Here is a 12,592-nt window from a genome sequence, read left to right as displayed (position 1 = left end):
GTTGAACCATGACCACCCTCATCATCACCCTCCCCCTGACTGCACTGGATGCAGCAACCCTGTTTGACCATGTGCTCAGCACCGATGGTCAAACGGTGAGCGCGCATGCCAGCGTGCCCTTGGCCCTGTTGCCTGCCACACATGATGACGTGGTGGCCCTGGTACCCGCACAGGCCCTGTCATGGCATCAAGTCAAGTTGCCACAAGGCAGCCTGCCACGCACTTTGGGTGGCGAGCGCGCCAATGCCCGCTTGCGCAGCATTCTGGAAGGCGTGCTGGAAGATCAGTTGCTCGATGATCCGGCCCAGATGCACCTGGCCTTGCAGCCACAAGCCAGCACAACGGCCCCGGTATGGGTGGCCGCTTGTGACCGTACCTGGCTCAGCCACGCCTTGAACGTTCTGGCACAGGCCGGGCATGTGGTGACACGCATCGTGCCCGAGTTCACCCCCCAGGCCTTGCAAGACGTGATGGTGGTGACGGGTGAGGCGGATGCCCCCCGGGTTGCCGGTTTGCGACACCTGCCCGGTGAGGGTGCTGACAGTGCTTTGCTGGTGGCCGGTTTGACCTCCCAAACCCTGCTTTGGTTGACTGGACCCGGTACCTTGCCCCAGGATACGCCAAGTCACCCCCCGTCAGAGTGGCCGACCGTGGTGGCCGAACCAGCCGTGGCGGCCGTGGCCGAGCGGCTTTTCCAGCGTCCGGTGGTGCTGATTCAGCACGCCGAGCGCTTGTTGCAGGCGGCCCAGTCGCCATGGGATCTGGCCCAGTTTGACCTGGCCCATGCCGCGCGTGACCGCCGTTGGGCCAGCGTGGCGCAGGCCTTCATCCAATTTGGACGGGCACCGCACTGGCGCATCGCCCGGATAGCCCTGGTAGCCATGGTACTGGTGAATCTGATCGGCTTGAATGCCTTTGCCTTGCGCGAGCAAGCCGCCCTGAATACCAAGCGCCAGGCCGTGCGTGCGGTCTTGCAAGATACTTTTCCCAAAGTACCGGTGGTAGTGGATGCACCGGTGCAAATGGCCCGCGAGGTGGCTGCGTTGCAACGCGCCAGTGGCACAGCATCGGGCACGGATATGGAGACTATTTTGGCATCATTTTCGGCTGTAGCGCCGGCAGAATATGCGCCTGTAGCTATTGAATACACAGCTAATGAGTTGCGCCTGAAAGGGCCTGGGGTGGCCAATGAAGCGGCCGTGGTGGCACAGCTCAAGGCCGCTGGCTTGCGTGCCAGCCAGCAAGGTGATCAGTGGCTGATCACCGCCGGAGGCCAGCCATGAGCATCTTAAACAAGCTGCAAACGCGCTGGCAAAGTGTCTCCAGACGGGAACAGCGACTGCTGTGGCTGGCGTTAGCCGTGCTGGCCTTGGCCTTGTTGTGGTGGGTTGCCCTGGCTCCGGCCTTGAAGGTGCTCAAAACCGCACCGCAGCAGCATCTGGCACTGGATGCCCAGCTGCAACACATGCAACAACTGCAGGCGCAGGCACAGGCCTTGCGCGCCCAGCCACTGATTTCCGCAGCTCAAGCCCGCAGTGCACTGGAAGATTCGGTGAAATTGCTGGGTAGCGGTGCACAACTGGTGGTGCAGACCGAGCGCGTGACCCTTACCCTGAAAGCCGTGCCCCCTGAGGCCCTGGCGCAGTGGCTGGCCAGTGCCCGACAAAATGCCCACCTGGCACCACTTGAGGCGCATTTGACGCGTCATGCCACGGGCGGCTGGGACGGCACACTGGTGCTGCAATTGCCTGCGCAGTAAGGCCTGGGATGCTTTCATGAGTTTGTTGACACGCCCCCGCCACCCCCTGCGCCCTGCGACATTCGGGCGAGCGGGTGTTCAGCCGCCCTGGGTCTGGGGCTGGAGCGGGCTGTTGTTGGGAGCCTTGTTGAGTGTCATCCTGTTTGCCCCGGCGCATTGGCTGGCCGCAGCCGTGGGACAAGCCAGCCAGGGGCAGGTGTTGTTACAGGATGCACGGGGAACCGTCTGGTCCGGTACCGCGCAACTCACCCTGACTGGTGGCGCAGACAGCACGGCCACGGCCACTTTGCCCTCCCGTCTGGAGTGGGCCTTGCAGCCGGCCTGGTCGGGTCTGGTGCTGCAACTGCAGGCCAGTTGTTGCCTGCCACAGCCCTGGCGGGTGAGCGTGATGCCACGTTGGGGCGGACTGCAAGTGAGTCTTTCGGATAGCCCGTCGAGCTGGCCCGCACAATTGTTGACCGGTTTGGGAACACCGTTTAATACCCTAGCCCTCCAGGGCCAACTGGCGCTGAGCACTCAGGGGCTGAGTCTGACCTGGGTGGCCGGACGTTTGCAGCTGGCCGGGCAAACCCAATTGCAGCTGCAAGACCTGTCCTCGCGCCTGTCCACCCTCAGCCCCATGGGCAGTTACCGTTTCACCCTCACCGGTGGCAGCACACCAGAGCTGCAACTGGTGACCCTCAAAGGCCCGTTGCAACTCTCTGGCAGCGGCCAGTGGGTGGGGGGGCGACTGCGTTTTGTGGGAGAGGCCAGCAGTGCGCCAGAGCATCTGCCCGCCTTGTCGAATTTATTGAACATCATCGGGCGGCGCAACGGCGCACGCTCGGTGATCAAATTGGGATAGTTTCATGCGCCAGCACCCTTCACAACTGCACCCTCATTCCTTCAAGAATACTATTATTTCAATAGCTATTTGCGCTTTATTGACGGGCACTACAGGCCTTTTTTCTTTAAAGGCTGCGGCACAGTCCAATACCCCTGTGAAAGCCAGTGAGGCGGTCACACTGAATTTCCAGGGAGCCGAGATTGAAGCCGTGGCGCGTACTTTTGCCAGCATCACCGGCCGCAACGTGGTGGTGGACCCGCGTGTCAAGGGCACACTCACCCTGGTGTCTGACAAGCCGGTCAACCGTGCCGCCGCCTTGGGCCAATTTGTGGCGGCCTTGCGGCTGCAGGGCTTCACGCTGGTGGAGTCCGGCGGGCTGTACAAAGTGGTTCCCGAAGCCGAGGCCAAAATGCAAAGCGCCGGGGTGACGATCCAGGACAACAGCTCGGCCAACTTGCCCGCCAGCAACCAGATTGCCACCCAAATCTTCAACCTCCACCATGAGTCGGCCAACAACCTGGTAGCGGTGCTGCGCCCCCTGATCAGCCCCAACAACACCATCAATGCCAATCCCGGCAGCAATTCGCTGGTCATCACCGACTATGGCGACAACCTGCGCCGCCTGTCGCTCATCATTGCTGCACTGGACGTGGCCAATGCCACCGATGCCGAAGTGATTCCATTGAAGCATGCGCTGGCGGCCGACCTAGTGCCACTGGTACAGCGGCTGATTGGTTTGAACACCGCGGCAGCACCGGCAGGCACGTCCGATACCTCGTTCAAAACCACCCTGATGGCCGAGGCTCGTTCCAATGCCGTGATTGTTCGGGCCGCCAACGGTGCCCAGATGGCACTGGTGCGCTCACTGATTCAAAAACTGGATCAGCCCGATGTGGACAGCGGCAATGGCCTGGCAGGCAACATCCATGTGGTGTACCTGAAAAATGCCGATGCCACCAAGCTGGCCGTCACCTTGCGTGCGGCCATGAGCAACAGTGCCAGTCCGGCCACGGCAGCGGTCACCACAACGGCAGCGGCTGGCACACCAGCTTCCCCGGCGGTCACCACGGGGGGGCAAATCCAGGCGGATGCCTCCACCAATTCACTCATCATCACCGCGCCAGAGCCGCAATACCGCCAACTGCGCGCGGTGATTGACAAGCTGGATGCCCGCCGTGCCCAGGTGTTTGTGGAAAGCCTGATTGCCGAAGTCAGCATGGACAAAGCGGCTGAATTTGGCATCCAGTGGCAAGGCCCGCTGGGCAATGCCGGCAGCGGCGTGATCGGGCTGCTGGGCAGCAACTTTGGCACAGGTGGCAAGAACATCATCAATTTGGCCACGGGTGCAGGCTCCGGCACGGTGGTACCCGGGCGCGGGCTCAACATCGGTGCCGCACAGAATGTCAACGGTGTCTATGTGCTGGGGTTTCTGGCGCGCTTCCTGGAAGACTCCGGTTCAGGCAATGTGTTGTCCACGCCCAATTTGCTCACGCTGGACAATGAAGAAGCCAAGATTGTGATTGGTCAGAACGTGCCTTTTGTCACCGGCCAGTTCACCAACACGGGTTCGACCAGCAGCGGTACGGTCAATCCGTTCCAGACCATTGAGCGCAAGGATGTGGGTCTGACGCTCAAGGTCAAACCCCAGATCAGCGAGAACGGTACTGTCAAGATGGCGATTTACCAGGAGGTGAGCAACGTGCTGGCCTCCACGGTCAACGCGCCCAATGGCCCGACCACCAATAAGCGCACGATTGAGTCCAACGTATTGGTGGAAGACGGCGCGATTGTGGTGCTGGGTGGTTTGCTGCAAGATGAATACGCGGGCAACCAGGAAAAAGTGCCCGGTCTGGGGGATGTCCCTTTCTTTGGCAACCTGTTCAAAAGTGAGTCACGCAGCCGCAAAAAAACCAATCTGATGGTGTTTTTGCGCCCGGTAGTGGTGCGTGATGCCCATGCCACGGACAAACTCTCCATGGATCGCTACGACCTGATGCGCACCGGCATGCAAACCGCACAACCCACCCCCAGCAGCATGGTGCCGGTGAATGAGGCTCCGGTCTTGCCCGCCGCACAAGGCAAATCAGGCACCGCAACCTCGGCCGACCTCAAGCCCCTGGATAAGTAAACCATGCGCTACCCTTTGCCCTACGCTTTTGCCCGCACGCATCAGCTGCTGCTGGAGGAAGATGCCGAACAGTTCACCCTGTGGCTGCACACCACCTCCAATGCCTCGGCCATCAGCGAGGTGTGTCGCAAATACCCGCAACTCGTCTGGCAAATCCAGGAGGCTGGGGCACTGGTGCAGCGCATCAGCGTGGCCTATGCGCAAGGGGAATCCAGTGCGGCGGCGGTGGTCAGCGAGGTGGAAAGTGATGCCGACCTGAGCCGCATGATGCAGGACCTGCCCGCCATCGAGGATTTGCTGGAAACCTCTGATGACGCGCCGATCATCCGTATGCTGAACGCGCTGTTGACACAAGCCGCGCGCGACGGTGCCAGCGACATCCACATCGAACCCTACGAACGCCATTCCAGCGTGCGTTTCCGGGTGGACGGCACGCTGCGCGAGGTGGTGCAACCCAACCGGGCGCTGCATGCGGCACTGATCTCACGCCTGAAAATCATGGCCGAACTCGATATTGCCGAGCGCCGCCTGCCGCAAGACGGGCGTATCAGCCTGCGTATCGGTACCCGTGCGGTCGATGTGCGGGTGAGCACCCTGCCGAGTGCTCATGGTGAGCGTGCGGTGCTGCGTTTGTTGGACAAATCCGAGGGCAAATTAAGCCTGGAGGGCTTGGGCATGCAGGGTGAGGTGCTACAACAATTTGAGCATCTGGTGGCCCAGCCGCATGGCATTGTGCTGGTGACCGGCCCGACCGGTTCGGGCAAGACCACCACGCTCTACGCCGCCCTGAGCCGACTGGATGCCAAGCACAACAACATCATGACGGTGGAAGACCCGATTGAGTACGAGCTGGCGGGTGTCGGCCAGACCCAGGTCAACCCGAAGATCGAGCTGGACTTTGCCAAGGCCTTGCGCGCCATCCTGCGGCAAGACCCCGACATCATCATGATTGGTGAAATCCGTGACTTTGAGACCGCCCAGATCGCCATCCAGGCCAGCTTGACCGGCCACCTGGTGCTGGTCACGCTGCACACCAACGATGCCGCCAGCGCCGTGACGCGCCTGACCGACATGGGTATTGAGCCATTTTTGTTGTCGAGCTCGCTGCTGGGCGTGCTGGCCCAGCGCCTGGTACGCAAGCTGTGCCCGGCATGCAAGCACACCCCCGACTCCCCCAACAGAACCGAATACCACCCGGTTGGTTGCGAGAACTGTGGCCACACCGGTTACAGCGGCCGCAGCGGGGTCTTCGAGTTGCTGGTCACCAACGATGCCATCCGCGCCCAAATCCACAGCCGGGCCTCTGAGGCCGACATCCGCACCGCGGCCCAGGCTGCGGGCATGGTGCTGATGCGTGAAGACGGAGAGCGCCTGGTGCGCATGGGGGTAACCTCGCGCGAAGAACTGCTGCGTGTCACGCGGGATTGACCCTGAGCTTCACCAACCATCATGCCTGTCTATTCTTTTGAAGCCCTCAGCGCTGCTGGTGACACCCGCAAAGGTGTGATGGAGGCCGATTCGGCCAAGGCGGCGCGCGCCCAGTTGCGTGCCCAAGCCCTGGTACCCCTCAAGGTAGAACCCGTGAGCGCGCAGGAAACCGCTGCCCATCGCAGCGGGGCCAGCACCCGGCGCAGTCAACGGGTGTTTGGCTCCACCGCACTGGCGATCTGGACACGTCAGCTGGCCGGACTGGTGTCATCCGGGTTGCCGCTGGAGCGCGCCTTGTCATCCCTGTCTGACGAAGCCGAAAAAGCCCCGGAGCGTGAGCTGGTGGCCACTTTGCGCGCCGAAGTGAATGGTGGCACGGCGTTTGCAAAAGCCTTGGCGCAACACCCACGCGAGTTTTCCGACATTTATGTGGCGGTGATTGGCGCGGGCGAGCAAAGCGGCCATTTGGGCCTGGTGCTGGAGCGACTGGCCGATGATCTGGAGGAGCAGCAGGCCCTCAAATCCAAACTGATTGGTGCAGCACTGTATCCGGCCATTGTGTCGTTGGTGGCGGTGGTCATCGTGCTGTTCCTGGTGACCTATGTGGTGCCCCAGGTAGCGCATGTGTTTGCCGGCAGCAAACGCGCCCTGCCCTTCCTGACCGTGCTCATGATGGCGATCAGCGACTTGGTGCGTCATTATGGTTGGCTGATGCTGATCGCTATCTTTATAGGAGCCATCAGTGCAAGACTGGCCTTGAAAAATGCCCAATTACATGAAAAATTTGATGCCGCCTGGCTGAATCTGCCGATTCTGGGCAAGCTGTCACGCAGCTACAACTCGGCACGTTTTGCCAGCACCCTGGCGATGCTCGCCGGGGCCGGTGTACCCATTCTGAAAGCCTTGCAGGCCGCTGCCGAGACACTTTCCAACCGCGCCATGCGCACCGATGCGCTGGATGCCCTGGTGCTGGTGCGTGAAGGGGCACCACTGGCCTCGGCCTTGGCGCAAAAGAAGCGCTTTCCGGGTTTGTTGCCCATGTTTGCCCGCCTGGGTGAACAAACCGGGCAACTGCCGGTGATGTTGCAGCGTGCGGCCATTCAACTCAGCACCGAAGTACAACGCCGCGCCATGCAACTGGCCACCCTGCTGGAACCTCTGCTGATTGTGGCCATGGGCCTGGTGGTGATGCTGATTGTGTTGGCGGTGCTGTTGCCGATCATTCAGCTCAATCAGCTGGTGCGGTGACCGGTTCCAGAGTCAGAGTCAGATGCAGTGCGTGCTTGCTGTGGCTGAAGAGTTGGAAACAAGCGGATCTTTTATTGAGTTAACTCAATGCCCAAGCAAATTTGTTCGAATACCGCGGCTGAAGATGTATAAGGTCTGCTAGAGTGCCCGCAGCCTTCACTCAGGGAGTGGTGTTGGCAAACAACTAGAGGATAAATTCACATGACGATGAAATCAATTGGCAAAGCAACGCAGCTTTGCGGTACTAGCTTGATCATGGCGGCTGTTTTGACTGGCTGTGGCGGCGGCGGCGGCGGCGGTGGTGGCTCAACAGCTGGGAGCAGCACAGCAGTCACCATCAGTGGTAGTGCCATCAAGGGACCACTTAAAAACGCCAAGATCAGTGTTTACCGGGTTGATGCCAAGGGTGCCAAGGGCAGTTTGCTGAAAGAGACCTCTTCCTCCTCAGTGGACGGCTCTTACTCTGTTGTTGTTGATGGCTACTCCGGCCCCGTCATTGTGGAGGCAACGGTTGTTCCTGGTACAACCAAGATGTATGACGAAGCCACTGGTGCTGACATCACACCTGCAGCAGGTTTCATATTAAGAGCAACCGTTGAAGCACAAGCTGGTAAAACCATTCAGGCTGAAATCAACCCCTTTACCGAACAGGCAACCACCGCGGCCTTGGGCATGACAGGTGGTTTAACACTTGGCAACATGGCAAAAAGCCATAAAGATTTGTCAGATACCCTGGGGTTTGATCCCAGCACCGTCAAACCGGAATTTGATGCAACAACCAAAGCACCGAAGAATGCGGCGGCTGCGGCACTGGCGGCACTCTCCAAAATGGCCAAGGACGATGATTTGGCCGCTTGTATAGCTGCGCTTGACCAGGCTGCCAAAGTCAAGTGTGTCACCGATGAAGTTCGCAACAAAGGTTTGACCGACCCGACCGTGAAGCTCAAATTACAAGCCAAGCTGAATATTGAAAATGACAGTGCCGGTTTGCCACCTGTCACCCTTGGTCAACCCAGTGGCACACCTGTCAACCCAGCCACCAGTCTGGATCAAGCCAAATTGTTCTTTGCGACCTTGCGCAGCAATGCCAAGGCTTTGAACGCCGTAGATATGTCTTTGCAGACCGAGTTGCAGGCCGTGACCAATGACATGCAAAGCCGGACAACTCCGGTCGTAACCAGTAGTCTGGACGCACTGAATGTGGCAATGCGCGGGGCACAGCTTTGGAAAGATGTGCTTCAAAATCCCAATGTCCCCTTTGTCGCCAACCACACCTTCTTTGGCCCGCCCGACGCTTTTGGTAACCGGACAATTCTTGGTGGATGTTCTTTTAACAGCGATATCAACTACAACGTTCTGTCCACATCCAGATCTGATGCGAATTACATTGGATGTGGTACGAACGGATCTGCGGTGACAGCTACAGATGTCAATGGTGTGGAAACCTCATGCAAGAACATTGGTGATTGGTGCTATTCAAAATGGACAACCCGTGTGCGTTTGCATCCTGATGCCGCAACACCAGGCAAATTCACGGTGTACACCCAGACGCGCAAAGCCAAGTACATTCTGGCAGCAGGCAATACAACTATCGAAGCGAATAGAGTAACTCGCGTTGAATACGGTGCAGCGTTCCCTGGTAATGCGTCTGTCCTGACCGCTACATGGGATGCGAATGCGCGGCCTACTTCCATTACATTGGCGGGCGAGCTTTCACCTGGCTTCCGGTCTGATAACAACGGGGTCAGCTACTATGATCTCGCGTTGATGACTTGGGTTGTCAAACCTGCAACCATTTCAGTTCTGGGTGACAAACACAACGTGAACCTGTCAGCCGTTGTCAGTCAAGTCGGCACCTTACAGAAACTGGCTCTGTCAGGTTCGGTGAATCTGATCAAGGCAGGGGCATTGGATACAGCGATTTCCTTGGGTGCCGGCTCCTATGTTCAGGCCACCGCGGGTAATGCGAATCTGGGGGATGGCAGCCAAGAAGTGTTGCTCAAGCTCAAGGCCAATACAGCCAACAGCGCATTGCTGGGTGATTTCAAATTCAGTGCCTTCCAGTTTGACAAGAGTGGCCTGAACTACGCGCCCTCTCAGCTTGACTTTACCGGCAGCGTGCAGCGTAACAATGTCAACTTCTTCGAAGGCTCTTTTGTGGTGAAAGACACCACGCGCGCTACTTTTAACGAAATGTTGCCAACAAGTGCGCTTAATGTGCACAAGGTGAGTCTTGGTTTAAATGGCAAGGTGATCATTGCGGCACGCCCCACGATCAACTTGACGTTGAATGTGCTTCATACGGATGCAGGTTTGCTTAACAACACCTCTTCATTCAATGGCCAGTACCAACAAGGCTCCCTGACCATCAATCTGGCAGGTACATCCAATAATGTGGGCCAACAGTCGACATTGACCAGTACCGATGGTGTCAAGATGGTGCTGGACAGCACAAAGTCGATCTACCCGATCACCTTTGGTGCCGCCAATGATGCGGTTGGTAGCTTTGATACTTTGAGCAACAAGGTTTCTTACACTGACGGGACTTATGAACAGTTTTAACTGACTCTGAGTTGGTTTGTCAAAAACGCCCGCATCATGCGGGCGTTTTTTTAGGTCGAAAAATGGCAAAAAAATCAAATCTGTGGACTGTCTTTTTGTTGTGGGTCGTGTCGACAGGCGCGGCATGTGCGCAGACCCGTGATCCTGAAAGCGAAAACTCTCCGCGTGAGACTTGGGTGCTAAGTGCCCAAGCTGAAGATACAGCACTGGGCGAAGGTTTGCCCGTGTTGGCACTTGACCGCCAGGATTGGCCCCGTTTTCGATCAGATACCAGTGGTACTGCGCGGGCCGCACGCAGCCTTCGGGCAGAATTATTGGCCACTCACCCCAGTGGCTGGCAATTCTCTGCCGTGGTGAGGGCTGAAGCCTGGTTGGAAGCCAGTCCCGATGCGGTGACTGTGGCCGCCTTGGATACCACACACACGGATCCCACTGGGCCACAAAGTTTTACCTTGGCTGCGCGCAGTCAAAGCTGGCAGGGTCAAGGGATCAAAGTGGGAACACCATGGTGGGCATTGGATCATGCGGGAACATGGCAATGGCGCGCCAACGCCCAGCTCTTAAATCTCACAAAATTACGCACCGATGAAATTACCGGCAGCATTGCCTACAGTGGCGCTGGGGTTTATGACTTTAATCTGGCCGGGCAACGCGCCAATACCAGCATAACCGGGCCATTTTTGCCTGCATCCGGCACGGGGGGACAGGGTGCCTCTTTATCGGTCGCCTTCAAGGGAGAACCATGGCCTGGCTTACAGCTGCAAGTCCAGGCTGATGATTTGTTGTCCCACCTGGAGTGGCAGTCTATGGCCACCGACATCAGCGCGTTGAACTCTCAAGTTGCAACACGGGCACCAGACGGCACGTTGAACTATGCAGCATTGCTGAATGGCCGCATGGCCTTGGCGACATTGAATGAGCGGATCGGGACGCATTGGCGAGTAAACGCCCGTTGGGCTCTTGAAGACCAGCCATCGAGTGCAGTGACCGCCAGGGCTGAGTATGTAGCGGGCATGCGCCAATTCTGGTTAGGGTGGGACAGTGTGTATGCAGAAAAAACCAAATGGCATTGGGAAATTGAACCTCAACGCAGAGCCTTGAGCGCTGGTTTAAGCTGGGGCCATTGGCAGGCGCTCATGGCGACAGATGGCCAAGGTGATAGCACCGAGTACCGGAGATGGTCGCTTGGTTGGCATGCTGCCTGGTAAGGGGTAGTGAAGTGATTTCTTGACTCGAACTTCAATGCGCCGAGTGGGCCACAATATTGCTTATGTCCGCATCCACCCCGCAACACATCCCCCTGGCCGAGCGCCTACGCCCCAAAACCCTGAGTGAGGTGGTGGGACAGCAGCATTTGCTGGGCGATGGTATGGCCTTGCGGTTGGCGTTTGAGTCTGGCCAACCACACAGCTGCATTTTTTGGGGGCCACCGGGCACCGGCAAAACCACCATCGCCCGGCTGATGGCCGATGCGTTCGAGGCCCAGTTCATCACCATCAGCGCGGTGCTGGGCGGGGTCAAAGACATCCGTGAAGCGGTGGAAAAAGCTCAACTGGCACAACAACAGGGCAGGCGTACCCTGGTGTTTGTGGATGAGGTACACCGTTTCAACAAAAGCCAGCAAGACGCATTTTTGCCGCATGTCGAAAGTGGCCTGTTCACCTTTATCGGTGCCACCACCGAAAACCCGTCGTTTGAAGTCAATTCGGCTCTACTGTCACGCGCTGCGGTCTATGTGTTAAACGCACTGACGGCTGATGATTTAAAGCAAATTGTGGCTCTAGCGCAAGCGCATCAAGCGCTACCAGCTATCGAATCAATAGCTATTGAACGTTTGGTGGCGTATGCCGATGGGGATGCCCGCAGGCTGCTCAACACACTGGAAACGCTGGCGGTAGCAGCCACACAGGAAAAGCGCGCCGAAATCACCGACGTGTGGTTGCTCAAGGTGCTGGGTGAGCGCATGCGCCGTTATGACAAGGGTGGCGAACAGTTTTACGACACCATTTCAGCGCTGCACAAAAGTGTGCGTGGCAGTGACCCGGACGCTGCGCTGTATTGGTTGGTGCGTATGCTCGATGGTGGTGCAGATCCACGTTATATGGCCCGCCGCCTGATCCGCATGGCCAATGAAGATATTGGTCTGGCCGACCCGCGGGCGCTGCGTTTGGCCCTGGATGCCGCCGAGGTTTATGAACGCCTGGGTACACCCGAAGGTGAATTGGCGCTGGCGGAATGTGTGGTGTATCTGGCCGTTGCACCCAAATCGAATGCAGTCTACAAAGCATTTAATCAAGTCAAGGCCTTTGTCAAGCAGGACGGCACGCGTCCCGTGCCCATGCACTTGCGCAATGCACCCACCAGGTTGATGAAACAGTTGGACTACGGCAAAGGTTACCGTTATGCCCATGACGAAGCAGACGGTTTTGCGGCAGGCGAGCGCTATTTGCCCGATGGCATGGCCGAGCCAGGGTTTTATCAGCCAGTCGAACGAGGTCTGGAGATCAAAATTGCCGACAAATTACGCAGTCTGAAAGCGCGCAATGATCAAGCGCGCTGATGGGTTGTAAACCTTGCTAATCAAACTTTAACTCAAGGGTAAACCCGTGCAAATGGCCTCTAAGGTAGGGGATGGCCATGA

At 58.1% G+C, this 12,592-nt stretch carries 9 protein-coding genes; all 9 read left to right on the top strand.

The genetic code is table 11. The features are described from left to right. Positions 1-8: 8 nt before the first annotated feature. The 9 genes from gspL (at position 9) to LDN84_RS06015 (ending at position 12,511) form a co-directional block, all read left to right on the top strand. Entirely contained in the window at positions 9-1,283 is a 1,275-nt protein-coding gene (gene gspL, locus LDN84_RS06055) for a type II secretion system protein GspL (RefSeq protein WP_223909824.1), read from the top strand. Next, on the top strand, positions 1,280-1,759 hold the full coding sequence (locus LDN84_RS06050; RefSeq protein ID WP_223909822.1) for a type II secretion system protein M: 480 nt from the start codon (positions 1,280-1,282) through the stop codon (positions 1,757-1,759). The genes gspL and LDN84_RS06050 overlap by 4 nt, the downstream gene beginning before the upstream one ends. A 16-nt stretch (positions 1,760-1,775) precedes the next feature. Further along, a complete protein-coding gene (gene gspN / locus LDN84_RS06045) occupies positions 1,776-2,603 on the top strand; it encodes a type II secretion system protein N (RefSeq protein WP_223909819.1) in 828 nt (275 codons plus the stop codon). A 4-nt stretch (positions 2,604-2,607) separates the two neighbouring features. After that, entirely contained in the window at positions 2,608-4,713 is a 2,106-nt protein-coding gene (gene gspD, locus LDN84_RS06040; RefSeq protein ID WP_223909816.1) for a type II secretion system secretin GspD, read from the top strand. A 3-nt stretch (positions 4,714-4,716) separates the two neighbouring features. Beyond that, entirely contained in the window at positions 4,717-6,141 is a 1,425-nt protein-coding gene (gspE, locus tag LDN84_RS06035; protein ID WP_223909813.1) for a type II secretion system ATPase GspE, read from the top strand. Positions 6,142-6,162: 21 nt separating this feature from the next. After that, positions 6,163-7,389, top strand: a complete 1,227-nt coding sequence (gene gspF, locus LDN84_RS06030; RefSeq protein ID WP_223909811.1) for a type II secretion system inner membrane protein GspF — start codon at positions 6,163-6,165, stop codon at positions 7,387-7,389. Positions 7,390-7,590: 201 nt separating this feature from the next. After that, the gene (locus LDN84_RS06025; RefSeq protein WP_223909808.1) at positions 7,591-9,951 is read left to right on the top strand and encodes a hypothetical protein; all 2,361 of its coding nucleotides are present in this window, start codon (positions 7,591-7,593) and stop codon (positions 9,949-9,951) included. Between the two features lie 62 nt (positions 9,952-10,013). Beyond that, positions 10,014-11,159 carry a hypothetical protein gene (locus LDN84_RS06020; RefSeq protein WP_223909805.1) on the top strand — a complete coding sequence of 382 codons (1,146 nt, stop codon included), beginning with the start codon at positions 10,014-10,016 and terminating at the stop codon, positions 11,157-11,159. A gap of 62 nt (positions 11,160-11,221) precedes the next feature. Beyond that, positions 11,222-12,511 (top strand): replication-associated recombination protein A, encoded by a 1,290-nt coding sequence (locus tag LDN84_RS06015; RefSeq protein WP_223909803.1) that lies wholly within the window; start codon positions 11,222-11,224, stop codon positions 12,509-12,511. Positions 12,512-12,592 lie beyond the last annotated feature (81 nt).

Origin of the sequence: Rhodoferax lithotrophicus (assembly GCF_019973615.1) — a bacterium.
Taxonomy (GTDB): Bacteria; Pseudomonadota; Gammaproteobacteria; order Burkholderiales; family Burkholderiaceae_C; genus Rhodoferax; species Rhodoferax lithotrophicus.
This window is presented reverse-complemented; position numbering and strand designations above follow the sequence as displayed.

What these genes read in the sequence shown, in the direction of transcription:
- gspL (WP_223909824.1), top strand. Translation starts at nt 9, where the DNA reads ATGACCACCCTCATCATCACCCTCCCCCTGACTGCACTGGATGCAGCA.
- LDN84_RS06050 (WP_223909822.1), top strand. Translation starts at nt 1,280, where the DNA reads ATGAGCATCTTAAACAAGCTGCAAACGCGCTGGCAAAGTGTCTCCAGA.
- gspN (WP_223909819.1), top strand. Translation starts at nt 1,776, where the DNA reads ATGAGTTTGTTGACACGCCCCCGCCACCCCCTGCGCCCTGCGACATTC.
- gspD (WP_223909816.1), top strand. Translation starts at nt 2,608, where the DNA reads ATGCGCCAGCACCCTTCACAACTGCACCCTCATTCCTTCAAGAATACT.
- gspE (WP_223909813.1), top strand. Translation starts at nt 4,717, where the DNA reads ATGCGCTACCCTTTGCCCTACGCTTTTGCCCGCACGCATCAGCTGCTG.
- gspF (WP_223909811.1), top strand. Translation starts at nt 6,163, where the DNA reads ATGCCTGTCTATTCTTTTGAAGCCCTCAGCGCTGCTGGTGACACCCGC.
- LDN84_RS06025 (WP_223909808.1), top strand. Translation starts at nt 7,591, where the DNA reads ATGACGATGAAATCAATTGGCAAAGCAACGCAGCTTTGCGGTACTAGC.
- LDN84_RS06020 (WP_223909805.1), top strand. Translation starts at nt 10,014, where the DNA reads ATGGCAAAAAAATCAAATCTGTGGACTGTCTTTTTGTTGTGGGTCGTG.
- LDN84_RS06015 (WP_223909803.1), top strand. Translation starts at nt 11,222, where the DNA reads ATGTCCGCATCCACCCCGCAACACATCCCCCTGGCCGAGCGCCTACGC.